22 protein-coding genes are annotated in these 24,044 nt (G+C 44.7%); 8 read left to right on the forward strand and 14 right to left on the reverse strand.

Annotation, left to right across the window (positions count from 1 at the left end):
• Window positions 1–84 precede the first annotated feature (84 nt).
• From ABDW16_RS22110 to ABDW16_RS22125, 4 genes are all read right to left on the reverse strand, one after another.
• Entirely contained in the window at window positions 85–501 is a 417-nt protein-coding gene (locus ABDW16_RS22110) for a c-type cytochrome (protein ID WP_343672757.1), read from the reverse strand.
• A gap of 104 nt (window positions 502–605) precedes the next feature.
• Window positions 606–1,661 carry a sugar phosphate isomerase/epimerase gene (locus ABDW16_RS22115; protein ID WP_343672759.1) on the reverse strand — a complete coding sequence of 352 codons (1,056 nt, stop codon included), beginning with the start codon at window positions 1,659–1,661 and terminating at the stop codon, window positions 606–608.
• Window positions 1,662–1,667: 6 nt separating this feature from the next.
• Window positions 1,668–2,831: a Gfo/Idh/MocA family oxidoreductase gene (locus tag ABDW16_RS22120; RefSeq protein WP_343672760.1), complete on the reverse strand. Its 1,164-nt coding sequence runs from the start codon at window positions 2,829–2,831 to the stop codon at window positions 1,668–1,670.
• Window positions 2,832–3,316: 485 nt separating this feature from the next.
• Window positions 3,317–5,641: an ABC transporter permease gene (locus ABDW16_RS22125; RefSeq protein WP_343672761.1), complete on the reverse strand. Its 2,325-nt coding sequence runs from the start codon at window positions 5,639–5,641 to the stop codon at window positions 3,317–3,319.
• 147 nt (window positions 5,642–5,788) lie between these two features.
• Here ABDW16_RS22125 and ABDW16_RS22130 point away from each other — a divergent pair, with 147 nt between their 5' ends.
• Both ABDW16_RS22130 and secA read left to right on the forward strand, forming a co-directional pair.
• Window positions 5,789–6,412, forward strand: coding sequence for a DUF4253 domain-containing protein (locus ABDW16_RS22130; RefSeq protein ID WP_343672762.1), 624 nt, complete (start codon window positions 5,789–5,791; stop codon window positions 6,410–6,412).
• Window positions 6,413–6,629: 217 nt separating this feature from the next.
• Entirely contained in the window at window positions 6,630–9,965 is a 3,336-nt protein-coding gene (gene secA / locus ABDW16_RS22135) for a preprotein translocase subunit SecA (RefSeq protein WP_343672764.1), read from the forward strand.
• Between the two features lie 66 nt (window positions 9,966–10,031).
• Here the strand turns inward: secA and ABDW16_RS22140 are convergent, their stop codons facing one another.
• Together ABDW16_RS22140 and ABDW16_RS22145 are read right to left on the reverse strand one after the other, a co-directional pair.
• Window positions 10,032–10,661 (reverse strand): hypothetical protein, encoded by a 630-nt coding sequence (locus ABDW16_RS22140; RefSeq protein ID WP_343672765.1) that lies wholly within the window; start codon window positions 10,659–10,661, stop codon window positions 10,032–10,034.
• Window positions 10,662–10,674: 13 nt separating this feature from the next.
• Complete coding sequence (locus tag ABDW16_RS22145) at window positions 10,675–10,869, reverse strand: hypothetical protein (protein WP_343672767.1); 195 nt, start codon at window positions 10,867–10,869, stop codon at window positions 10,675–10,677.
• A gap of 185 nt (window positions 10,870–11,054) precedes the next feature.
• Between ABDW16_RS22145 and deoC the strand changes: the two genes are divergently transcribed.
• From deoC to ABDW16_RS22160, 3 genes are read left to right on the forward strand one after another with little or no spacing between them, the layout of a single operon-like run.
• A complete protein-coding gene (gene deoC / locus ABDW16_RS22150) occupies window positions 11,055–11,747 on the forward strand; it encodes a deoxyribose-phosphate aldolase (protein ID WP_343672768.1) in 693 nt (230 codons plus the stop codon).
• A gap of 30 nt (window positions 11,748–11,777) precedes the next feature.
• Window positions 11,778–12,224: an SPOR domain-containing protein gene (locus ABDW16_RS22155; RefSeq protein WP_343672769.1), complete on the forward strand. Its 447-nt coding sequence runs from the start codon at window positions 11,778–11,780 to the stop codon at window positions 12,222–12,224.
• Window positions 12,208–13,383: a M20 family metallopeptidase gene (locus ABDW16_RS22160; RefSeq protein WP_343672771.1), complete on the forward strand. Its 1,176-nt coding sequence runs from the start codon at window positions 12,208–12,210 to the stop codon at window positions 13,381–13,383. Before ABDW16_RS22155 ends, ABDW16_RS22160 begins: the two co-directional genes overlap by 17 nt.
• A gap of 196 nt (window positions 13,384–13,579) precedes the next feature.
• Here ABDW16_RS22160 and ABDW16_RS22165 read toward each other — a convergent pair whose 3' ends face one another.
• The 4 genes from ABDW16_RS22165 to ABDW16_RS22180 are packed head-to-tail and all read right to left on the reverse strand — an operon-like array spanning window position 13,580 to window position 16,304.
• Entirely contained in the window at window positions 13,580–14,254 is a 675-nt protein-coding gene (locus tag ABDW16_RS22165) for a hypothetical protein (RefSeq protein ID WP_343672773.1), read from the reverse strand.
• Window positions 14,255–14,269: 15 nt separating this feature from the next.
• Window positions 14,270–14,641, reverse strand: a complete 372-nt coding sequence (locus tag ABDW16_RS22170; RefSeq protein WP_343672775.1) for a GntR family transcriptional regulator — start codon at window positions 14,639–14,641, stop codon at window positions 14,270–14,272.
• Between the two features lie 11 nt (window positions 14,642–14,652).
• Window positions 14,653–15,465 carry a hypothetical protein gene (locus ABDW16_RS22175; protein WP_343672777.1) on the reverse strand — a complete coding sequence of 271 codons (813 nt, stop codon included), beginning with the start codon at window positions 15,463–15,465 and terminating at the stop codon, window positions 14,653–14,655.
• A gap of 8 nt (window positions 15,466–15,473) precedes the next feature.
• Window positions 15,474–16,304, reverse strand: coding sequence for an ABC transporter ATP-binding protein (locus ABDW16_RS22180; protein WP_343672779.1), 831 nt, complete (start codon window positions 16,302–16,304; stop codon window positions 15,474–15,476).
• 318 nt (window positions 16,305–16,622) lie between these two features.
• On the opposite strand from ABDW16_RS22180, the gene ABDW16_RS22185 reads away from it, so the two are divergent.
• Entirely contained in the window at window positions 16,623–17,666 is a 1,044-nt protein-coding gene (locus ABDW16_RS22185; protein ID WP_343672783.1) for a hypothetical protein, read from the forward strand.
• A gap of 223 nt (window positions 17,667–17,889) precedes the next feature.
• Here the strand turns inward: ABDW16_RS22185 and glyA are convergent, their stop codons facing one another.
• Entirely contained in the window at window positions 17,890–19,167 is a 1,278-nt protein-coding gene (gene glyA, locus ABDW16_RS22190) for a serine hydroxymethyltransferase (protein WP_343672785.1), read from the reverse strand.
• Between the two features lie 234 nt (window positions 19,168–19,401).
• Here glyA and ABDW16_RS22195 point away from each other — a divergent pair, with 234 nt between their 5' ends.
• A complete protein-coding gene (locus tag ABDW16_RS22195; RefSeq protein ID WP_343672787.1) occupies window positions 19,402–20,394 on the forward strand; it encodes a sugar phosphate nucleotidyltransferase in 993 nt (330 codons plus the stop codon).
• Window positions 20,395–20,602: 208 nt separating this feature from the next.
• Window positions 20,603–21,544, forward strand: coding sequence for a DUF561 domain-containing protein (locus ABDW16_RS22200; protein ID WP_343672789.1), 942 nt, complete (start codon window positions 20,603–20,605; stop codon window positions 21,542–21,544).
• Window positions 21,545–21,626: 82 nt separating this feature from the next.
• On the opposite strand, the gene ABDW16_RS22205 is transcribed toward ABDW16_RS22200, so the two are convergent.
• The 3 genes from ABDW16_RS22205 to ABDW16_RS22215 form a co-directional block, all read right to left on the reverse strand.
• On the reverse strand, window positions 21,627–22,907 hold the full coding sequence (locus ABDW16_RS22205) for an ABC transporter permease (RefSeq protein WP_343672790.1): 1,281 nt from the start codon (window positions 22,905–22,907) through the stop codon (window positions 21,627–21,629).
• 4 nt (window positions 22,908–22,911) lie between these two features.
• Complete coding sequence (locus ABDW16_RS22210; RefSeq protein ID WP_343672791.1) at window positions 22,912–23,832, reverse strand: ABC transporter ATP-binding protein; 921 nt, start codon at window positions 23,830–23,832, stop codon at window positions 22,912–22,914.
• 22 nt (window positions 23,833–23,854) lie between these two features.
• A partial coding sequence (locus ABDW16_RS22215; RefSeq protein WP_343672792.1) for a hypothetical protein occupies window positions 23,855–24,044 on the reverse strand: 190 nt, incomplete at its 5' end.

Consider the following 24,044-nt stretch of genomic DNA (forward strand, 5'->3'; position numbering starts at 1 on the left):
TGGCTCCGCAGTTCACCCACAGCATGACATAGTTGAGACCCGTAAATTTATTGCACCCGTAATCCGCTACGGATAGTTATTTGACTACTTTAACGCCAGAATGTATTTCACCATTTCTTTGGCGTCGTCTTTAGATACATTAGGGTGTGCCTGCATAGGAACTTCACCCCAGTGGCCACTACCGCCGGAGATGATTTTATCAACCAGCATGTCGATGTTAGCATCGGTGGCTTCGTACTTTGCAGCTACTTCCTTGTAAGCAGGGCCTACCACTTTCGTATCTACTTTATGGCATGTCAGGCAGTCCGACTGTGCAATCAAACCTGCGCCCTTCGAAGCTGCAGCTTCTGCCGCACCTTTGTTTACCATAGAGTTATCAACAGGCGCTTCACTGCTGCTGCTTGTTGATGTGTCTTTCTTTTCGCTGCTGTTATCACTACCACCACAAGAGGCTAAAAAAAATGCACTTAATACGAATGGTGCCAGATAACGCATTCTCATTTTTGATTCCATTTTATAAGTCCTATTTCAGATTATGACAAATACAGATTGTGTAATATAAGCAACCTTATACTTTAAATACGATAATTATGATGAAAAGCCCCTTATTCCAGGCCGAGCACCTTTCTGTTCAGGCCTTCGTCCGCTCCTGCACTGGCAAAATCGTCGAACGCCTTTTCTGTCACGCGGATGATGTGATCTTTGATGAACGGTGCCCCTTCTCTCGCACCATCTTCCGGATGCTTCAGGCAGCACTCCCATTCCATTACCGCCCAGCCAGAGAAATCATATTGTGTCAGTTTGCTGAACACTGCTTTGAAATCTACCTGCCCATCTCCCAGTGAACGGAATCTGCCCGGGCGATCTACCCAACCCTGGTAACCGCCATATACACCAGAACGGCCGGTAGGATTGAACTCCGCATCTTTTACGTGGAACATTTTGATCCGCTCGTGGTAGATGTCGATATACTCCAGGTAATCCAGGCATTGCAATACAAAATGGCTTGGATCGTACAACAGGCAGGCACGTTTATGATTGCCGGTCGCTTCCAGGAAGCGCTCGTAAGTAGCGCCATCATGGAGGTCTTCACCCGGATGAATTTCATAACAGAGGTCTACACCATTTTCTTCAAACTCATTCAGGATCGGCAGCCAGCGGTTCGCCAGTTCTTTAAAACCGGTTTCTACCAGGCCTGCAGGTCGCTGTGGCCATGGGTATACCGTATGCCAGAGCAATGCACCACTGAAAGTAGCATGAGCGTTGAGGCCCAGGTTACGACTTGCCTGAGCAGCATATTTTAATTGCTGAACCGCCCATTCGGTGCGTGCAGCAGGTTTTCCTCTTTTATCAGCAGGTGCAAATGCATCGAACAGATCGCTGAATGCAGGGTGCACAGCTACCAGCTGTCCCTGTAAGTGGGTGGAGAGTTCAGTAATCTCCAAACCGGTTGACTGCACCAGTCCTTTTATTTCATCTGCATAAGTTTTGCTTTCAGCAGCCTTTTGCAGATCGAAGATCTTTGGATCTGAAGTAGGGATCTGCACACCTTTAAAACCTAAGCCTGCCGCCCATTTACAGATGCTCTCCAATGAATTGAAAGGAGCAGTGTCACCGAGAAACTGCGCCAGGAATATACCGGGTCCTTTGATAGTTTTCATAATAGATCAGATTTCAAATTTTGTCCATTTTTCGTTGCTCTGTCCTGATTTCACAACATTCTCAATGAAGGCCATGCCTCTTACACCTTCCTCTACACTGGGAAAATCGAGTGCTTCAGGCGCTGGTGTTTCACCCTTCAGTTTAGCCTGCAGTGTGAGGGCGAAGTTGCGGTACAGGTTGCCAAAAGCTTCCAGGTAACCTTCCGGATGTCCGCCGGGAGTGCGGGTATTGTGGATAGCATAACTGCTTTGCAAAGCACCATAGTTACTACCTGCGCGGTAAATTTCAGCAGGTTTATCCAGCCATTTTACGATCAGGGTATTGGGTTCCATCTGGTGCCATTCGATGCTGCCTTTTTCACCATACACCCTGATGGTAAGACTATTTTCTTCACCAGCAGCTACCTGGGAGGCGATGAGCACACCCGATGCACCATTATCGAATTTCAACAATACCCCTCCATCGTCATCCAGTGCACGACCGGGAACAACAATGTTGAGATCAGCACACAGTTTGTCGATTTTCAGTCCGCTGATATATTCAGCCAGATTGGCAGCGTGGGTACCAATATCCCCCATGCAACCTGCTTTACCAGAGCGGCTGGGGTCCGTACGCCAGGCAGCGCCTTTGCTGTCTTTTTCAGAGAACGTGCTGAGCCAACCCTGTGGATATTCAACATAGATCTTTCTGATCTTGCCAAAAGCACCATTCTTCACCATTTGTTTCGCCTGCTTTACCATGGGGTAACCAGTGTAAGTGTGGGTGAGTAACAGGGAGAGTCCGGTGGCTTCAACCTTTGCTTTCAGTTGTTTGGCTTCTTCGAGGGTAAATGTGATGGGCTTGTCGATGGCTACATGGAAACCTTTTTCCAGCGCGAGCATGGCTGGTTCAAAGTGCACATGATTGGGCGTAACAATGGCAATAAAGTCCAGCTTTTCATCTGCCGGTTTGTTTGCTTCTGCCTCCAGCATCGTCTTATAGTCAGGGTAGGTCCTGTCAGGGTTCAGGAATAACATTTCGCCGGAGGCTTTGGATAGCTCCGGGTCAGAACTGAAGGCACCTGCTTTCAGTTCAATCAATCCATCCATGTTCGCTGCAATTCTATGAATAGCACCGATGAAGGCATTCTTTCCGCCCCCAATCATTCCCATTCTTAACTTACGGTTCATTGGCAAATACTTTTTGTTCTTTATGATAGGTTTGAGTTGTTTTTCTCATCCCGCAGCATGAAACGGGTTATTTGTGCACGTGATTTTATCTCATAACGTCGTTGCTTCACAGCTTTTAAATGTAGAAAACTCCCGGGAAATTTCACTATGAAATTTCTTTTTTGCCGGAAAAGTGAAAATTTTTATTAGTTCAGAACTCGAATTGTAATATAAAAATGTTATAGTGGAAATGGGAAGAGAATATGAGTAGGAAAAGCAGAATATATTAAAATACAAAGTATTATATAAAAAGAAAGAGCCTGATAAGACTACCCGGCTCTTGTTTTACTATCCTATGAAAACCCTAATAATGTAAAGGTAGACTGTTGTAACAAATGAAGGTGTTAAACGGTCGTTAATAATAACTTTTTTTTAAAGTGTATTTTTTACCTCTCATTCAGTTGAAACCAAGGTAATACAGATAAAGGAATTGATTATATGGCGATTCAGAGCGTGTCTTTGGGATTGCTGCGGGCAGCAGTTACTGATTGATAACTAACTGTAATAAAAGCAATTAGGATAGCAGCGGCCCCTGCTATCGCAAAGATCCACCAGTTGAGCCGGGTCCTGTATACAAAATTATCCAACCAATGGCTCATGATCCAGCCAGCAATCGGAAAACCAACTAGCAGTGCGATACCTACCAGTTTCAGGAAATCTTTAGACAGCATAGCCACGATGTTGACCTCGCTTGCACCAAATACTTTTCTGATAGAAATTTCCTTGATGCGGCGTTGTGCCGTAAAGGCTGCCAAACCAAATAAACCAAGACAGGAAATAAGGATTGAAAACAGGGAGAAAATATTGAATAACTTTCCCATCCTCTGTTCGGAGATGTACAGGCGGTCCAGTTCTTTGTCAATGAAATTGTAGGTAAATGGACTGTCAGGGTATACTTTATTAAAAATATCCCGCACCATATCCATGGTATGAGACAGGTTGCCAGGCGTCACCCTGATTACAAGATACCCGCCAAAAGTATTAGGTTTCAGCACCAGGGGTTCGATAGCTTTATGTACAGGTTTGAAGTTAAAATCTTTAACCACGCCAACGATTTCGCCATTTTTTCCATTGAGGGTCAAAGGCATACCGATGGCTTTTTCGGCCGCTATATGCATCATCTTCAAAGCAGTTTCGTTTACTACAAAGACTTTCTGATCACCTTCACGGAAGAAGCGGCCGGCTTTCAATTGCATGCGGAATGTTTGCAGAAAATGAGGGTCTACATTGAAATGTGGCGCAATGATTTGCAGCCCAGGTTCTCTGCCAGGCCAATTGATCTCATCTGTGCCAGTGCTAAGATAAGTAGGCAATTGAGAGGTAATAGTATAATCAGTGAGCCCGGGTTGCATATCCAACGCTCCTTTCAGCGCCTGCGTATTATCAGCGAGATCGCCGGTTTGCGGCATTTGTACATACAACAGGTGTTCTTTGTCAAAACCAATAGAGCGGTTACGAATGTATTGCAATTGCCTGTACACGACCAAGGTACTGACCATCAATACCGTAGAGACGGTAAACTGAAAGATGACCAGGCCATTCCGCATAGATAGCGACTTCCCTCCTGCCGGCATCCGGCCTTTCAGTACCTGCACAGGTTTAAAAGAAGAAAGGAAAAAGGCGGGATAACTACCTGCCAAAATACCTGTGCCTACAGCAATGACCATAAAAGCTAAAATATTGCCCAATACCAGGTGCGTACCGAACAATTGATTGAACAGCGGCAATAGCAGGCTCGTGGCCACAATCGCCAATACAAACGAAATACATGAAAGCATCACCGACTCACCGATAAACTGTATAAACAACTGACCTCTCAATGCGCCGATGGCCTTGCGCATACCCACCTCTTTTGCCCGCTGGCTGGATAAAGCAGTAGCCAGGTTCATAAAATTGATGCAGGCAATGCCCAGGATGAAAATGGCGATCAATAAAAAGATGCGCACATGTTGAATATTCCCCTGGTTATCCACATCCAGCTGCAATAAGCCGGAATGCAGGTGAATAGCGGTGAGTGGCTGTAAGCTAAACGAAACCACTGGTGAGTTGGCGGGTTGATTGGAACGAATAATATTGGTAATCTCAGTCGTAAGCTGCGATAAATTCTTTGTATCAGTTTGAATATAAGTGAATACATCATAATTATCCCATGCACTCAGAAAATCCTTTGTTTGCTGGTACAAAGCATAGGGTAACAGGATATCGAATTGCAGGTGATTATTAGAAGTAATATCTTTTAATACTCCCGTTACAGTGAGGGTACGTATAATGATGTCACTGTTAATTTTAAGCGTACGCCCTATCACATCAGTGGTTCCAAAATACCTGCGGGCAGTAGTTTCAGTCATTACAATACCATCTACTCCTGACAAGGCTGTTTGTGGATTCCCTGCTACCAGCGGAAAATTGAATAACCGCAGGAAGTTGCTGTCTGCATAGCACACCTGCCTTTCGTCAAAAACTCTATCATTGACCTGGAATAACCCCTGCGTAGTACGTACACTGGTAGCCCGCTTTACAGCTGGTAACAAAACCGGCAGCTGAGCTGCGACAGGTGGTGGCATCACTGCCATATCTACACCTGCGACCCTGGAGGTAATTCTATAAATATTGCCGGAATGCGTAGTATCATAGCTCCTTTCATTTTCTACCCAAAGAAAGATCAGCATGCTGCAGGTCAAACCAATAGTCAGCCCTGCAATATTCAGGATAGAAAAAAAGCGGTGCCGGCGCAGATTCCGGATGGCGACGAGCAGATAATTGCTGATCATGAGATAATTTTGAGTAGACCTACCAAGTCAATGCCGAATTTAACACATTGATTATCATTCACTTTAAAACCAATTAATGTCCGATTTTGATACAAGGTTGTCCGGTTTTACTCATTTTTGTACATTGAGAACTATATAATAATACCTATGAGCAAAGTTCTTCTATCCTTTGCGGCGGTCACCCTCCTCTTTTCCTGCACCTACTTCGGGAACGATGCCCCCATCAGTGAGCAGGATCGTGTTCTGGCAGATTCCCTGCATTTTGACCGGAGCGCTATATCAGCTATCCGGGCACTCACTGCAGCTCCGTTACATATCCTTGGAGAAGATGCAGGGATAGAGTTTGAATATAACCCCAAACCGGGGAAATATGAGCAGATCCGCAAAAAACTCAGGTCTGCAGGTTATTTCCTATTTAAATCTGTAGAAAATTACGGAAATCTTCCTGACCAATATGCCATGATCAAATCCAACGATCAGTTTGATATTATTAAACTAAAAGGCACTGCTGCCCCCAGTTACGACATCTCCAATGACAGTTTACTGATCAGATTGCATGATTGGCATAAACGATACTCCCTGGAAATATTGGGAGCAGGTAGCGACTGGTTCGAAGCCAGGATAGCGCATATTCCCCCTGCGGAACTCGATACTTTTGCCAGGGAAATACATGCTTTTTGTCCGGATATAGCAGAAGAAGGTGTTGGAAATGTGGAAGACCTGGTCCAGGAGCTGAAAGACACAAAGACACTGTACCTCTGGTGGGATTAAAATTTATTTTTTCCGGATTAACTGTCATCCTACGGCATTACAGCTTTACTATGTGCAAATAATTCCTAATTTTACGGGCCTTGCCAGAAACCCGAGCAGCTGACACCTTGTCATCGGTCGCTTTCCAAGCATAATATTTGGGTAAGGAAACGGAAATGGAACATAGGTTTCCTATGGCCCTACAACTATTTTAACAATCATTCGTAATAAACTAGACATGTTAGGTTTCTTAACAAAACTTTTTGGCGGGCATAAATCGGAGAGAGATATCAATACGATTATGCCTGTGGTGAAAAGGATCAACGAGGAGTATGAAAAACTGCAATCCCTGCCTGTAGACCAGCTGCGTAACAAAACGCAGGATTTTCGCCAACGGATCAAAGCCCATTTGTCGAAGATTGACGGAGTAATTGCCGAAAAACAGGCTGAGGCTGAACAGACTGAAGAGGTAACCGTAAAGGATACCATCTATCAGGAAGTAGACAAGCTGAAGAAAGACAGAGATAAACAAATCGAAGAAATACTGAAGGAAATATTGCCTGAAGCATTTGCGGTTGTAAAAGAAACTGCACATCGCTTCTCCAATAATTCTACCATTACTGCCACCGCCACTCAGCTGGACAGGGACCTGGCAGTAAAGAAAGATTACCTGACCATAGAAGGTGACAAAGTGACGTGGAAGAATACCTGGACTGCCGCTGGCAACCAGGTAACCTGGAACATGGTACATTATGACGTACAGCTCATAGGTGGTATCGTGCTTCACGAAGGTAAGATCTCCGAAATGGCTACGGGTGAAGGTAAAACCCTCGTATCTACCCTGCCTGCTTACCTCAATGCACTGGCTGGCGAAGGTGTTCACGTAGTAACCGTGAACGACTACCTGGCTCGTCGTGACTCTGAGTGGAATGGTCCTATCTTCGAATTCCTGGGTATCACCGTAGATTGTATCGACAAGCACCAGCCTAATACTGCTGATCGTCGTGCTGCTTACCTGGCAGACATTACCTATGGTACCAACAACGAATTTGGTTTTGACTACCTGCGTGATAACATGGTGCATACACCAGACGAAATGGTGCAGCGTAAACACCACTTTGCCATGGTGGATGAGGTGGATAGCGTATTGGTGGATGACGCCCGTACTCCACTCATCATCTCTGGTCCTATCCCCCGTGGTGAAGACCAGGAGTTCCATGTACTGAAACCCCGCATCCAGCGCCTGATCGAGGCACAACGCCAGGCTACTTCCCAGTTCCTGCTGGAAGCTAAGAAACTGATTGGTGAAGGTAAAGACGACCCTAAAACAGGTGGTCTGGCCCTGATGCGTGCATGGCGCGGTTTACCTAAAAACAGTGCGCTCATCAAATATCTGAGCGAACCAGGTATCAAAGTATTATTACAGAAAGCTGAAAACTACTACCTCGCCGACCAACAGCGCGAAATGCCTAAGGTGGATGAAGAACTGTACTTCAGCATCGACGAAAAGAACAATACCGTAGACCTGACAGATAAAGGTATTCACCTGATCACTCAATCCGGTGAAGATCCAAACTTCTTCATTATGCCTGACGTTGGCTCTGAGATCGCCGAGATCGAAAAGCAGGAACTGAGCGCTGATGAGAAAATGCATCGTAAAGAAGCCCTGTTGCAGGACTTCGCACAGAAATCTGACCGTATTCACTCCGTACAGCAATTGCTGAAAGCATATACTCTCTTCGATAAAGATGTGGAATATGTGGTAATGGATGGAAAAGTAAAGATTGTAGATGAGCAGACAGGTCGTATCCTGGATGGCCGCCGTTATTCTGACGGTCTGCACCAGGCGATCGAAGCGAAAGAAAACGTAAAAGTGGAAGCTGCTACGCAAACATTCGCTACCGTTACCCTGCAGAACTACTTCCGTATGTATCACAAGCTGGCAGGTATGACCGGTACAGCCGTAACAGAAGCAGGTGAGTTCTGGGAAATCTACAAACTGGATGTTGTTACCATTCCAACTAACCTCCCTATTACCCGTAAGGATAATGAGGACCTGGTATACAAAACCAAACGTGACAAATACAGGGCAGTTATCGAAGAAATAAAGAAACTGCAGAACGAAGGACGCCCGGTACTGGTAGGTACTACCTCCGTAGAGGTGTCTGAGTTACTGAGCAAGATGCTGACTTTCGAGAAAGTACCTCACAATGTATTGAACGCTAAGCAACACGCCCGTGAAGCACAAATCGTAGCTGAAGCTGGTCTGAAAGGTGCTGTGACCATCGCTACCAACATGGCAGGTCGTGGTACGGATATCAAGCTCGGCCCCGGTGTAAAAGATGCAGGTGGTCTGGCCATCATTGGTACAGAACGTCATGAAAGCCGCCGTGTAGACCGCCAGTTACGTGGTCGTGCCGGTCGTCAGGGAGACCCCGGTACTTCCCAGTTCTTTGTATCCCTCGAAGATGACCTGATGCGTATGTTCGGTTCTGACCGTATCGCTGGTCTCATGGACCGGATGGGTTATAAAGAAGGCGAAGTGATCCAGCATAGCATGATCACCCGTTCTATCGAAAGAGCCCAGAAGAAAGTAGAAGAAAATAACTTCGGTATCCGTAAGCGCCTGTTGGAATACGATGACGTGATGAACAAACAACGTACTGTGATCTATGCTAAGCGTAATCACGCATTGTTTGGCGAGCGCCTGGCTATCGATATTGACAATGCATTCTATGATGTAGCAGAAAGCATTGCTACTACACATAGGGAAACCGGCGACCTGGAAGCACTGAAACTGGATGCGATCCTCAATTTCGCGATCGATGTGGATGTAACACAGGAAGAGCTGACAAAAGGGGATGTAAACCAACTGGCGTCTAAAATCTACCATGCTGCAAAGGATAACTACCAGCGCAAAGCACAGGAGATCGCACAGAATACACTGCCTGTCATCAAACAGATTTACGAAGAACAGGGTCACCATGTTGAGAATATCTCTATTCCATTTACTGACTTCGTAAAGAGAGGAGTGAATGTACTGGCAAACCTGCAGAAAGTTGTAGATACCAATGGGTATGAAACGATCAACTCCCTGGAGCGTAATATCACCCTGTCATTGATTGATGATGCGTGGAAAGAGCACCTGCGTGCGATGGATGACCTGAAACAATCAGTACAAAGTGCAGTATGGGAACAGAAAGATCCACTGTTGATTTATAAGTTCGAAGCATTTAACCTCTTTAAAGAGGTGAATGCAGAGACAAGTAAAGAAATAGTATCCTTCCTGTGTAAATGTGGTATTCCTGTACAGGATGATAATCGTGCCCAACAGCAGCAACGTCAGCAGGCACCGATCAGGGAAGCGCGTGAGCAGAAGACTGATATGAGCAAGCTGAAGGCTACACACCAGGATTTTGAAGCTACGAATGGTCATGAGGCACAGGAGTATGCTACCAATGCAGAACCGGTGCGGCAGGATCCGGTGAAGGTGGGGCCTAAGGTAGGGCGGAATGATCCTTGTCCTTGTGGAAGTGGAAAGAAGTATAAACAATGTCATGGAAAGGATTTGTAGTCCTTACTTGATGAAAATAGTAAAGGGTGTCTCTGCTGAGGCACCCTTTTATTTTTAGAAAAGGAATTACGCAGCTAGATGTAAGGGGAGTTCGAGGCGAGGACGGAAAAAGGCGAGGATACTCTTGGGGTTACGCACACAGATCTGGATATGGCTTTTGAGTTTTATAGCAGCACCTGGAAAAGCGGGAGCACCTTCAGGAAAAACACAACGAACGGTATCGAAGCTTGGTGTAAGGCTGAAACCGAAATTTTGCTTTTCTATTTTCTGAATTATACCAATTTGTTCGTGCATATATTCAATTACAGAACAATCTAAATTTCTTAGCAGTTTATCCTTATAAGAATCTGATTTAACATCTTCATTACAAGGCAATTTAACCGATTGATCTTTCATTTCCCTATAATACGCTGCTAATTTTTCGGTATATTTTAAATTCAGAAAATCACAACAATGCCCGGAAGCAATAAAAGCTCCTAATACTGCTGGTTGCTTGATTTTCCCTTGTTGATGTTTTTCCAGCGCCCATTGATAAGCTCTTTGTAAGTCATTCTCCCAGAAATACATCCCATGCCCCAGCCAATCGTAGGGGTTTTTATTAAAATGGAATTCATTGGGAGAATTAATTAATTTCTGACAGGTTTCCTCATCACATCCATGGAAACCCAGTATAAGATGTTCTTTGATTTGGTACATAAGAGAATTATTTTTAATCGAATTGAAACATGAGACGCCTTATTACTTCAAACTCCGGTGTGGCTTTACCATTTTCTCCAGCCCACCCTAAACGTTTAAAATACTGAAGCCTTTCCTCGGGTGTAAACCTTTCCCATTCTTCCCTGCTTCTTTCTAAAGCTTCATCAAGTTTTTTAAGCATGTAATCTGGATGAAAAATGTCAATCATACTTTTTTGTTTTAATTGTGAATAATAATTTACGTCACAAAAATACCCTCTTTCCCCCTCCCAGCCTAACTTTCAGCGATCCAATTTTGTTCATTCTGCATAAACCTTTTCTCACTTCAACCATTTCCGTTCATTCCTGACAATCCTACAATTTTCCCTACCTTCGCACCCGAAAACCACTCACTATGCAGCTGAACAAATACATCGACCACACGGTCCTCAAACCTACCACCACCCTCGAAGACATCAAAAACCTCTGCATGGAAGCCGTTGAATACGACTTCGCCGCAGTATGCGTTCCCCCACCCTTCGTTAAGGTAGCCAAAACCTTCACCAGCAGCACCACCACCAAAGTAGCCACCGTAATCGGTTTCCCCTTCGGCTACTCGGCCATCGAAGCCAAACTCGCCGAACTCGTCCTCGCCATCGTTGACGAAGCCGACGAAGTAGACATGGTCGCCAACCTCCTCGCCATCCGAAATAAAGACTGGGACTATATCGAAAAAGAAATAAACAACATCATGGCCGTCATCCGCAACCAACCGCGAAAAGTCGTCCTGAAAGTGATCATAGAAAGTGGCATATTATTGGAAGAAGAAATCATAAAATGCTGTGAGATATATGCAAAATACGGCGTTGACTATGTCAAAACTTCCACCGGTTATGCCGAAAAAGGTGCTACCGTCGAAGCCGTAAAACTGATGCGGGCCCATCTGCCACAAAATATTCAGATAAAAGCTTCAGGTGGAGTTCGTACATTTGCCTTCGCCCAGGAGCTCATCGCTGCCGGCGCCACCAGGTTGGGTACTTCCAGCGGCGTAGCGCTCATGAAAGAGGCTAAAGGAGAGGCTACTACCGGTACTACCGGCGCATATTAACCATACCCCCTTCGGCTAAAAAGATTGAACATGAAACACATAATCATATTATTATCCGGATTACTGATCGGAACCCTCGCTTCCGCCCAGGACAATACCCTCACCGCAGCCAATACCGGCGGCGTGAAAGTGGTAAAAGACAGCCGGCTGGACCTGCTGATCAAAAAACAGATCTATATCAACACCCTCGCTATCCGTAACCAACCTGGTTTCAGGGTACAGGTCATCTCTACCAACAAGAGAAATGAAGCGACCGAAATGAAAGCGAAGGTGATGCAACTCTATCCCGACTACCGTACTTACCTGGACTACCAGGCGCCCTACTTCAAAGTCCGCGTAGGTGATTTCAAAACCCGGGACGAAGCTGCCGATCTGAGAGATAAATTATCATCCAGTTTTAACGGCGGTGTATTCGTAGTACCTGCCACTATTAATCTACAACCAGAGAAAGAGGCAGGGAATGAAGAATCGTATTAAAGAACTCGCGCACCAGTACGCGCCTGAGTTCATTGCTATCAGAAGACATATTCACGCACATCCCGAACTGTCCTTCCAGGAATTTGAAACGTCAAAGTACATTCAGCAACAACTGGATGCATTCGGTGTGAAATATACTGCCGGCATTGCCGGTACTGGTATTGTTGCTATCATAGAAGGGAAAAACCCTTCTAAAAAAACCATCGCACTCCGTGCCGATATCGATGCCCTCCCCATCACAGAAGCAAACGATGTACCTTATAAATCATTGAATACCGGCGTTATGCACGCCTGTGGCCATGATGTACATACCACCTGCGTACTCGGTGCTACCCGCATCCTGCAGCAGCTGAAAGATGAGTTTGAAGGCACCATCAAGATCCTGTTCCAACCCGGTGAAGAAAAACATCCCGGCGGTGCAAGCCTGATGATCAAAGATGGCGCACTGGAAAACCCACGCCCCGATGCCATCATCGGGATGCACGTACAACCTTCTATGGAAGCCGGGTTACTAGGCTTCCGTGCAGGTCAGTACATGGCCAGTGCCGATGAAATTTATATCACCATCAAAGGCAAAGGCGGTCACGCTGCCCAGCCTCACCTTACCACCGATACCATTCTCGTGGCTTCGCACCTGGTAGTGAGCTTACAACAGGTGATCAGCCGGAACAATAATCCTTTCTCTCCTTCTGTACTCAGTATCTGTGCATTCAATGGCGGATATACGACCAACGTTATTCCCAGCGAAGTAAAACTGATGGGTACATTCAGGGCAATGGATGAAACCTGGCGCTTTAAAGCCCATGAAATCATCAAAAAACAGGCGACTGAACTAGCCCATGCTATGGGTGCAGAGATCGAAATTGATATACTGGTAGGTTATCCCTGCCTGTATAACAATGAAGAAGTGACCAGCCGCGCCAGAACAAAGGCAGAAGAATACCTCGGACAGGAAAATGTACAGGATACAGAAGTGAGAATGGGGGCTGAGGACTTCGCTTTTTATAGCCAGATTATTCCAGCCTGCTTCTTCAGGTTAGGCACGGGAAATGTGGCAAGAGGTATCACATCGGGTGTACACACACCTACATTCGATATCGACGAACGCGCCATAGAAACCGGCATTGGTGCCATGGCTTATCTCGCTACGCAGATCTAAAAATATGAGGTATCACCTACCGGGAATCGCTTAAAACGATACCTATCTTTATCGGTTACCCGGATAATGCGAAGTTGTATCAGTAATGAATGAACTTCCTGAGAACCGCATACAAGACTACCTGTCTCTATTAAATAAACCGGATAAAACGAGCCAATATTTGATACAGGCTCGTTTTATCCGGTTTTTTCTTATATCAGGGATATTGTAACCGCTTTAACCCTGCCGCAGCAGCCCCATTCAGGCTCAATTGTTTCAGGCTATCAGCCTTGATCGTCAAACTACCCACAGTCATATCATTTAAATCCACACTCCCATACCAGCCCAACTGGATATTCATTGAATCTATATTTCCCACATCGAAAGCGGATATCTTGTTAAACTTTCCCCCCTTAAAATAGAGCTGTTTGATATTCAATTGTGTTAGTACAACCTCACAATCATCCGATGCTTCCAGTAAAAGTGAAGGCTGGGAGAAATGAAAAAGCATGAGATGAGAATTGCCATTTACCACCCTGATAAACTGTACTGGCGGGCAATTCACTTTAACTACTTCACCCTCACCCGTTGATACATATAAGGTATCTCCTTCCTGTGAATACCGCACCTTACTGCTATCAAAACCCGGATAGTTCAAACTATACTTGTCGGAAGCATATACTCTTAAAGGAGCATCGTAATCTGTTTTTAACACAATTGCCTTAAACGGGCGCAACGCCACAACTTTATCTTCCCAACGCCCAAAACGTAATTTCTGTCCATCTCCATTTATCCCCTTCTTAAAATACGCCCATAATACCACATCTGACGCCAGCATCAATAACCCTACGATGCCAACGAAAACGAGTAACAATTTTATACTGGTCTTCATTTTTGTAAAATTTAATTACCTGAAATGTGAACGCTTATATTTCTCATAATGCGTCTTCAGCTCATCCAGCTCTATATCCAACAAGTAGATATTCCGAAAGAACTGGGGCAGCTCATTCTCCATGAACCGTTCCTTCTTCAGCTGTTTAATCCGTTTCATCGCATCCGACGCTACGAAATAGCCAATCCCTCTTTTATTATAGATGATGTCATATTGCTGCAAATATTCACAGGTACGCATCACCGTATTCGGATTGACCTCCGTTTGCACTGCCAGTTCCCTCACGGATGGTAGCCTGTCTTCTGCTTTCCACTTTTCCAACAGGATCTGTTCGCATACATAATCCGCAATCTGCAGATATATAGCCTGTGATTCTTTAAATTCCATGAGTTGAAAATTTAGATCTCCTTATCTTTTAACCTGAAATAAGCCAATATCCACAAGGACGGGGGTAATACAAACCGCCAGATGAAGTACAGTGTATGTCGCATCCATAACGGGGACTCCAGGAAAATGGAATGATATTCATCCGCCTTGGTATGATCAGCAATCGCCACCCCAAAGAACGGCGCCGTCGCTGCCCAATGCGTTAAATGGCCGTAGAACAAAATGTTCATAAACGCCGCATTTACCAATCCGATAAGTAAAATAATAATGAATACAGCGAACAATGTTTTTATAATACTGTACTTAGGAAAGTAAGCAGATCCCAACAGAATAATTGCCTGGCACATAAACCACCAGTGGTAAAGTAGTTTTATCTCATCACCCTCAGGCAGGTTATTATCAATAAAGTGAACGTCTCTTGATAATGACAATAAACCGGCCCCAATAAAAGTTGCTGTACCAAATGCAATATGATATACCAGTAAAAAACCTACCGTGGTAATCAACAGTGTAGTAAGAAATTTTTCAAAGTGTGAAGCAGGCAGCAGCAAATAATCTATACCTTTTGATTTGTCGCCTAACTGGATAAATGAAAAACCAGTAAAGATCAATCCAGCTCCAAACAGCAGGATGGCGTAGAAAGGGAGAAGAAAGGAAACCTTTATGTTCTCACCGTCATTTGTGAAAATACCAATCAGACCTAATGCGACAAGCACACCTACCAACACAACCAGCGACATCAGGTACAATCGAAGATTATCAACAATATGCTTTTTAAAATACGCACCAAACCTCGGTGCGTGAAATACATTATTTGTTTGCATAAGGGAAATTAAAAGAGTTGGTTAATCCGTCCGGAGGGCTCCAGCACGGCATTAAAGAGCAATTCCATATCCAGTCTTCCTGGTGTGCCACCCGCATTTTCAGTAATGATGGAATGACCTAATACAGAGCTTTCTGCGAACAATACATTCTCTGCCTCCCCGAGCTGCTTCACGCTTCTGAAACTCAGTCGTTCGGTGACGGTTTCCACATCTTGTCTGAAAATGATCTTGTGATTGTCGATGATGACAATACTATCGATCAGGTTATCCAGGTCCCTTACCTGGTGTGTGGATATCACAATACATTTCTCTTCATTCACTGCAGCAGCAATCACTTTGCGGAACTGGCTTTTGGACGGTATATCCAGGCCATTCGTCGGTTCGTCCATGATCAGGCATTTCGTGTTGGTAGCCAGACCAAAGCTGATGATTACCTTTTTCTTTTGTCCATAGCTCATTTCGGTGAGCTTTTGGTCGCGCGGTACTTTGAACTCATCCAGGTACTGCTGAAAAGCTTTTTCATCGAAGTTGGGATAAAATGGTGCGTAGGTGTTTACATAACGATTGATGGTAACCTGCGGTAGGTAAAACTCTTCGGGTACCAGGAAGAGGTTATTGAGGAATGCTGGCTGACGGAGGCGGGATTCGTAGCCCATTACTGTACAAACCCCACTTTTTGGAAAGAGTAGTCCGGCTATATGCATCAGCAGACTGGATTTTCCTGCCCCGTTTTTGCCTAGAAGGCCGTATACATGGCCGGCTTCCAGCTCTAAATTCAGTCCCTCAAACAATGGCCTACCCTTTTTGTAGTGGAAATGAAGATTTTGGATAGTTATCATAGTAAGTGATTTAGTGTACTACTTAACTAGTACACTACAAAATTAGATAAGGAAATGATAATTCCAAATTTCAATTAAAATATTTCTACATAACTACAGGTCCTCCCCACAAGCCCTCCTGTCAAACCAATACCACCATGCATCCTCCCTTGCAGGAACCTCCCCCATCGCCGTCAGGCAAACAAAAATGCTTTCTTCCTTGCTGCCGCAGGCTCCCCGCCTAAAATGTTAAAAAATTATTTGTAGCGACTTTTCTACACATTAAGAATTTTTAATAAATTATATTTGCTCCTGTGGTTTAAATTAAATCTTATCCCTATGAAAGGTACCATATCCGCCTTGCTTAGTTTAAGCCTCTTGTTAACTGCCTTTGTGGCCTCCGCCCAGTTCGTAAAATCAAAAGACCTGGAGAAATTGAAAAAAAGGACGAAAATTATCGTAGTAAAAGAAGTCCCTGATAAGAGTATTCTAAAACAACTACGTCGTCAAAGCCAAGCAAAAGCAGAAGAGTATAAGCAAGCAATCAAACAGTTAAACCTGGACTTCCCTGAAGTTGTCAGACAATTCTGGAACGTGGACGGAGTCACAGCTACAATTGAACAGAGAACAGAAAAAGAAGTTGAAAAGCTGCGAAAAAAGAATGACAGAAGCTACATCGTAATGGATTGTCAATCACTACATGTGAAACCTAGTAAAAGCCATTATGCCAAATCTGCACAAACATTTACATCTGACCTGGTGTGGAAAAGCGATTCGAAAGATCTCAGTGTTCCCGTCATCAACATGTACTTCATTGAGAATGATGTAACCCGGCCGTTTTATATTCAGAATATGTCAGAACGGTTCCCGGATTTCCTGGACCTGGCAGTAGGCATCCGGTTATCAACCTATGTGTTTTCAGAACATGTAGATGATAAAACAGCCAAAGCCATGATGCAGTCTACCAGCAAGCATAACGCAATCTTCCTGAAAGACAGGACGTTGATATTATGTAATAACTGGCTGGATGATGATTTTGAAAAAGGTAAAGCTGGTACAGATTATCCTTATCCCATTAAGTATGTGGATTACGAAGACCTGGAAGGGCTATTCAGAAAAGATGGTTTTGCGGGTACCGTCATGGCTTATGTACCAGCTGGTGTGTTCTCTACTTTTGATAAAAACACGCCAAGCATGGAAGTGCATGTCCCTGTAGTGATTGACCCGATAAATGGAATGCCTTTGTGCCATACAGATATAAGTGATGAAATGTTCCAGGCCTGGGGGTATTCATTGATTCCTAAAATGGGAAAGTCGATAGTAGGATTTCGAAAAATCAGAAATGAAGATATCCGAAATTTCGCCAAATCAATGAAAGAATAAAACGCTGCCGCAGGCCAATTCGACAAAACAAAAAACTCGAATACCCTGCCGCAGGCCCATTCAAAAAACTCAGCCTTCGCTGCAAGTACCCCTCCCCATCGGCGCCAGCCGAACAAAAACGCCACTTCCTTGCTGCCGCAGGCCAATCTCAAACTTCAATCTCATAAAAAAAGCCTCCCGGTTGGGAGGCTTTTTCACTATAAACATTTTAATTCACATCTCCTTACAACTCAGGATACAACGGGAACCCCTTCATAAACTCATTCACCGCACCTCTCACCTGCGCAATCTTCGCCTCATTATCCGCATCCATCAGCAACTCATCAATCCATGAAATCACCTGCCCCATATGCTCCTCCTTAAGACCACGAGACGTAATCGCCGGAACCCCCACACGAATACCAGAAGTCACAAACGCCGACTTATCATCAAACGGCACCATATTCTTATTCACAGTAATATCCGCCTTCACCAACACCTGCTCCGCCTTCTTACCAGAAATATTCTTATTCCGCAGATCAATCAGCATCAGGTGATTATCAGTACCCCCAGATACAATCTGGTACCCCTTCTCCACCAATGCCTTAGACATCGCCTGTGCATTCTTAACAATCTGCTGTGCATACACAGTATAATCGTCAGACAGAATCTCAAAGAAAGAAACCGCCTTCGCTGCAATCACATGCTCCAACGGACCACCCTGAATACCAGGGAACACCGCTGTATCAATCAGACTACTCATCATACGAATCTCACCCTTCGGTGTCTTCAGCCCAAACGGATTTTCGAAATCCTTACCCAGCATAATCATACCACCACGAGGCCCACGCAGCGTCTTGTGTGTAGTAGTCGTTACAAAATGACAATGTTCAAACGGAGAGTTCAACAACCCTTTCGCAATCAAACCAGCAGGGTGAGCAATATCCGCCATTACAAAAGCACCTACCTGGTCAGCGATCTCACGGATACGTTTGTAATCCCAGTCACGGCTATAAGCAGAAGCCCCACAAATAATCACCTGTGGTTTTTCTTTCAGCGCAATCTCTTCCATTTTGTCATACTCAATCAGACCAGTCTCCTTGTTCACACCATAAGAGAATGGCTGATACAGTTTACCGGAGAAGTTTACCGGTGAACCATGCGTCAGGTGACCACCCATACTCAAATCCAGCCCCAGGATCTTATCACCTGGTTTCAGGATAGCCAGCAATACGGCAGCATTTGCCTGCGCACCGGAGTGAGGCTGTACGTTTGCATACTCAACTCCAAAGATCTGTTTAGCCCTGTCAATAGCCAGCTGTTCACTCAGGTCTACAATTTCACAGCCACCATAATATCTACGTCCGGGATAACCTTCTGCATATTTGTTAGTCAGTACTGTACCCATTGCCTGCATTACCTGCAAGCTGGTAAAGTTCTCCGATGCAATCAATTCTATACCATGACGCTGACGCTCCAGCTCCTGGCCGATGATATTAAATATTTGCTGATCTCTTTGCATTTACTTTGAAAATTTGCGACAAAGTTAATCGAATTTATGGATAGTCAATAGTTCAATTTTAACAAATACTAGATTTTTTTTCTATAAAACCACATAAAGGCAGTCAATTCCACTACCAAGCTATTACATACCATGCATTCCTCCCTGTGTAGGGGCATTTCCACTATTCTATTTATAAATTTTGTTCTACCTTCACGCCCTTAGTAGACTAAAAACATCTAATCGCTGCGGTACATGAAGGCCATTATACCTGTAGCCGGTGCGGGCACCAAGCTACGTCCACATACATATACTCAGCCTAAAGCGTTGATCCCGCTCGCGGGCAAAACAATTCTCAGTATTATTATTGATCAGCTGGAAGAAGCAGGCATCACTGAATTCGTCTTCGTAATCGGTTACCTGGGAGAAAAGATCCAGCACTATGTTCAAAAGAAATATCCTCACCTCACCTGCCACTTCGTACAGCAAAATGTACGGGAAGGTACCGGTCACGCCATCCTGCTCACCAGGAAAGTAGTAGGTGACGATGAAATCCTCATCGTTCTCGGCGATACCATCTGCGAAGGCAATATCAAAGAACTCATCGCTTCCCCTGTCTCGCAACTGGGCCTGAAAAAAGTGGATGATCCCCGCAGCTTCGGGGTTGCCGAACTCAATGAAGCCGGCGACATCGCACGGGTGGTGGAAAAACCACAGATCCCAAAGTCGAACCTGGCCCTGGTAGGCATCTATAAAATCAAGGAAACCGATCAGCTCTTCGACTGCCTGGAACGAAATATGATAGAACATAGAAGGTCACATGATGAGTTTCAGCTCACCGATGCCCTGCAGTGCATGATCGAACATGGGGTACAGTTTACCCCCTTCAAAGTGAGTAATTGGTTCGACTGCGGCCGCAAAGAGACCCTGTTGGAAACAAATGCTATCCTGCTCAGTAAATATAAAGCACCCGCCAGTCCCATCCTTCCTTATGAGAATGCTATTATCATTCCTCCTGTAAGTATTGGCGAAGGGTGTAATATTAAAAATTCAATCATCGGTCCTAATGTCGCTATCGGTGACAATACTGTGATCAATTACTCTATCGTTAAGGATTCTATCATCGGCTCTTACAGCAACCTGTACGAAGTGGTGCTCAAATCTTCCCTGATTGGTAGCGATGCTAACATCCGTGGTCTCAGTCAAAGCCTGAACATTGGCGATAATACAGAAATTGACCTCGGTTGAAGCCATCCTTAACCGATACCAATCCAGCGCCTCAGTCAAAGTCTGAACACCAGCGATAATACAGAAATTGACCTCGGTTAATTGTCATCCTTAACCGATACCAATCCATCGCCTCAGTCAAAACCTGAACATCACCGATAATACAGAAATTGACCTCGGCTGATTGTCATCACTTTCCGTTTAAGATAAGCTCCTTACATTTACGGTCATGAACCGTATATCTCAACTCTTTCATATAGATTACCCAATCATTCAAGCTGGTATGGTCTGGGCGAGTGGCTGGCGCCTGGCCAGTGCCGTAAGCAATGCCGGCGGCCTTGGCCTTCTCGGTGCCGGTAGTATGTATCCCGACGTACTCAAAGAACACATCGAAAAGTGCAAAAAAGCAACCAATAAACCTTTCGGAGTGAATCTCCCCCTTCTATACCCGAATATTGAAGAACATGTAAAAATCATTATAGAAAACAAAGTTCCCATCGTCTTCACCTCAGCCGGCAATCCAAAAACATGGACCTCCATCCTGAAAGCAGAAGGTATCAAAGTGGTACACGTAGTCGCCAGCACCACCTTCGCCCTCAAGAGCGAAGCAGCCGGTGTTGACGCCATCGTAGCAGAAGGTTTTGAAGCCGGTGGGCATAATGGCAGAGAAGAAACTACCACCATGGTATTGATCCCCAGCGTATGCCAGTCAGTAAAAATACCCGTCATCGCTGCCGGCGGTATCGCCACAGGCCGAGCCATGGCAGCAGCTTTCGCACTCGGTGCCAGTGGCGTACAGGTAGGTAGCCGATTCATTGCTACCCCTGAGGCTTCTTCACATGATCACTTCAAACAAGCCATACTCAATGCGAAAGAAGGTGATACCCTCCTCTCCATGAAAAAACTCACCCCAGTAAGATTACTGAAAAACGACTTCTTCCAGCACGTAAAAGCTGCTGAAGAAAGTGGTGCTGACAATGAATCGCTGAAAATCCTCCTGGGCAGAGGCCGTGCGAAAAAAGGCATGTTCGAAGGCGATATGAAAGAAGGAGAACTGGAAGTAGGACAGGTAAGTGCCATCATTGATAAGATCATACCTGCAGCAGATGTAGTCGCAGAAATCTGGGATGAATTCCAGGCCACGAAAAGGGAACTCTGGCTAAACTCATAAAAATATTCAGGCCGCAGGCCCAATCAAAAACAAAAGCTCCTTTGCCAAAGACAAAGGAGCTTTTGTTTGTATAAAAATAATACTATCTGATCCACCTAATCGCCTCTTTCCACGTTATCTTCTTCCCATACATCAATATCCCCGTTCTATAAATCTTCCCTGCCATCCACGTCGTCCCTAAAAACCCCACTATCAACAACACCATCGACAACCCCAATTGCCAATACGGCACCGTACCCGGCACCCCATAAGGTATCCTCGCCATCATCACCATCGGCGATGTAAACGGGATAATACTCCCCCAAAACGCCAACTGACTATTCGGATGCTGCACTGCCGCAATCATCACCATAATACCAATAATTATCGGCAATGTAATCGGGAAAGTCAACCCCTGCACATCCGTAGGATCTTCATTGACCAAACTCCCCACCGCTGCAAACAACGCCGCATAAAACAAATACCCGCCCAGGAAATAAAATATAAAACAGGTAATGATCAGCCCCCAGTTAATACTATCCATTACATACCTTAACTGTGACGCCGCTTCCATCATCGCAGCATTATTATTCGCATTATTCTGCGCCGCACTATTCATCACCGCCGTAGGTATAAATAATTGTAGCACACAAATCAACACCACCCATATAGAAAACTGTAACAATCCTACACCCGCAATCCCTACAATCTTTCCCATCATCAGTTGAAAAGGTTTTACACTAGACACCATCACCTCTGCAATACGGTTTACCTTCTCTTCCATCACGCCTCTCATCACTGACATCCCAAAAAACATCAGGATAATATAAATAATGAATCCGCTGGAATACCCCACTGCATAAGCAATCACCGAACTCCCTTTCTTCTCCTCCTTCCCTGACCTGAAGTCAATACTAATATTAGATTTAAATCCTTTGATCTGTGCAATATCAATATTTGCCTTCTCCATCCGCACCTCTTCAATCCGTGTATTCAGGTACCTGTTCAGGTGGCTCTCTATACCCAAACCCGGCTGGCCACTGCTGTAATATGTGATGCCCAAAGGTCTTTCAATATCAATTGCAGGAATATACAACACACCAGAATAACCATACTCCTCATAATGTTTGCTAAACGTATCAATAGCCGTCTCCGTCAGGAACTTAAAATAAATCCCCTTCTCATCAGGCAGCTTGTTCAGAAACAAATGACTATCATCTATCACCGCAATGCGCTGTTCATCGGCAGAACTGGTCGCTATCAGCACCGGCACTACAATCATCGCAGCAAAGAACAGGGGCACCAGCAGGGTGACAACGAGAAATGACCGCTTGCGCACGCGGAAAGTGAACTCTCTTTTGATGATGAGCCAGATTTTATTCATAGGATTAATTAATTGGTTCTTCTATTTGCTGTACCTGTTGTATAAACACTTCATTGATAGAAGGTAGTATTTCCTGGAAGGATATAATAGGGATTTCCTGCCTGATAAAGTGCGCCAGAATATCATTTGTCGTACTGCCCTCAGTGAGTTTCACGATATAACCGCTCTCTTCCTGTGAAACAATTGTGAAATGATAAGTCATTACCTCTGCAAAGTTAGGTACTCTGCCCAAGCCTATCCGGAACAGGTGTTGTTTGAAATCATGCCTGATCTGTTTCACTTCTCCATCCAGAATTTTTTTCCCTTTATTCACGAGAATGATACGGTCGCAGATCTCTTCTACCTGTTCCATACGATGGGTGGAGAAGATGATGGTGGTACCATTCAAGGCAAGGTCAAATATTTCCTGTTTGATCAGGTTGGAGTTGATCGGATCCAGCCCTGAGAAGGGTTCATCCAGTATTAACAGTGATGGCTCATGGATAATGGTGGAAATAAACTGCACTTTTTGTTGCATGCCTTTACTCAACTCTTCCACTTTTTTATTATACCATGCGTTGATATCAAACTTATCGAACCAATATTTGATTTTTTCTTTGGCTTCTTTTTCCGTCATGCCTTTGAGCTGTGCGAGGTAGAGTGCTTGTTCCCCTACTTTCATTTTTTTGTACAGCCCTCTTTCCTCCGGCATGTAGCCGATGGAATGAATGTCATTTTCCTGGTGAAAAGGTTTGCCTTTGAAAAGTATTTCTCCCTGATCGGGATAAAAGATGCCGGTGATCATGCGGAGCAGGGTGGTTTTTCCTGCGCCATTGGGGCCAAGCAGCCCAAAGATGCTACCTTCAGGGATAACAAAACTAATATCATCTACAGCTGTATGCGAGGCATAATCTTTACGTAAATTTCTAACTTCAAGCAAGCCCATAATTCTAAATTACAGGGGGAAATTACAAAAAAATTGCTTTTGCCTGCAGGCAAAAGCAATCAAATATTCTTGTATTAAAAATCAGCCAGAAAAACAACCCTCCTTCCCTGCCGCCGCAACCCATCACCAAACATTCATTGCCATCAATTCCGTCTCTCCTCACTGGCGTCAGCCAGAAAAACAACCCTCCTTCCCTGCTTCCGCAACCCATC

Source organism: Chitinophaga sp., from assembly GCF_039596135.1.
GTDB lineage: Bacteria > Bacteroidota > Bacteroidia > Chitinophagales > Chitinophagaceae > Chitinophaga.

Excerpts from the sequence above, each read along its gene's own strand:
- ABDW16_RS22140 (WP_343672765.1), bottom strand. The coding sequence starts at position 10,661 with ATGTACCAAATCAAAGAACATCTTATACTGGGTTTCCATGGATGTGAT.
- ABDW16_RS22125 (WP_343672761.1), bottom strand. The coding sequence starts at position 5,641 with ATGATCAGCAATTATCTGCTCGTCGCCATCCGGAATCTGCGCCGGCAC.
- ABDW16_RS22115 (WP_343672759.1), bottom strand. The coding sequence starts at position 1,661 with ATGAAAACTATCAAAGGACCCGGTATATTCCTGGCGCAGTTTCTCGGT.
- ABDW16_RS22180 (WP_343672779.1), bottom strand. The coding sequence starts at position 16,304 with ATGATAACTATCCAAAATCTTCATTTCCACTACAAAAAGGGTAGGCCA.
- ABDW16_RS22200 (WP_343672789.1), top strand. The coding sequence starts at position 20,603 with ATGAACCGTATATCTCAACTCTTTCATATAGATTACCCAATCATTCAA.
- ABDW16_RS22175 (WP_343672777.1), bottom strand. The coding sequence starts at position 15,465 with ATGCAAACAAATAATGTATTTCACGCACCGAGGTTTGGTGCGTATTTT.
- ABDW16_RS22185 (WP_343672783.1), top strand. The coding sequence starts at position 16,623 with ATGAAAGGTACCATATCCGCCTTGCTTAGTTTAAGCCTCTTGTTAACT.
- ABDW16_RS22205 (WP_343672790.1), bottom strand. The coding sequence starts at position 22,907 with ATGAATAAAATCTGGCTCATCATCAAAAGAGAGTTCACTTTCCGCGTG.
- secA (WP_343672764.1), top strand. The coding sequence starts at position 6,630 with ATGTTAGGTTTCTTAACAAAACTTTTTGGCGGGCATAAATCGGAGAGA.
- ABDW16_RS22155 (WP_343672769.1), top strand. The coding sequence starts at position 11,778 with ATGAAACACATAATCATATTATTATCCGGATTACTGATCGGAACCCTC.
- ABDW16_RS22210 (WP_343672791.1), bottom strand. The coding sequence starts at position 23,832 with ATGGGCTTGCTTGAAGTTAGAAATTTACGTAAAGATTATGCCTCGCAT.
- ABDW16_RS22130 (WP_343672762.1), top strand. The coding sequence starts at position 5,789 with ATGAGCAAAGTTCTTCTATCCTTTGCGGCGGTCACCCTCCTCTTTTCC.
- ABDW16_RS22170 (WP_343672775.1), bottom strand. The coding sequence starts at position 14,641 with ATGGAATTTAAAGAATCACAGGCTATATATCTGCAGATTGCGGATTAT.
- ABDW16_RS22145 (WP_343672767.1), bottom strand. The coding sequence starts at position 10,869 with ATGATTGACATTTTTCATCCAGATTACATGCTTAAAAAACTTGATGAA.
- ABDW16_RS22160 (WP_343672771.1), top strand. The coding sequence starts at position 12,208 with ATGAAGAATCGTATTAAAGAACTCGCGCACCAGTACGCGCCTGAGTTC.
- ABDW16_RS22195 (WP_343672787.1), top strand. The coding sequence starts at position 19,402 with ATGAAGGCCATTATACCTGTAGCCGGTGCGGGCACCAAGCTACGTCCA.
- glyA (WP_343672785.1), bottom strand. The coding sequence starts at position 19,167 with ATGCAAAGAGATCAGCAAATATTTAATATCATCGGCCAGGAGCTGGAG.
- ABDW16_RS22120 (WP_343672760.1), bottom strand. The coding sequence starts at position 2,831 with ATGAACCGTAAGTTAAGAATGGGAATGATTGGGGGCGGAAAGAATGCC.
- ABDW16_RS22165 (WP_343672773.1), bottom strand. The coding sequence starts at position 14,254 with ATGAAGACCAGTATAAAATTGTTACTCGTTTTCGTTGGCATCGTAGGG.
- deoC (WP_343672768.1), top strand. The coding sequence starts at position 11,055 with ATGCAGCTGAACAAATACATCGACCACACGGTCCTCAAACCTACCACC.
- ABDW16_RS22110 (WP_343672757.1), bottom strand. The coding sequence starts at position 501 with ATGAGAATGCGTTATCTGGCACCATTCGTATTAAGTGCATTTTTTTTA.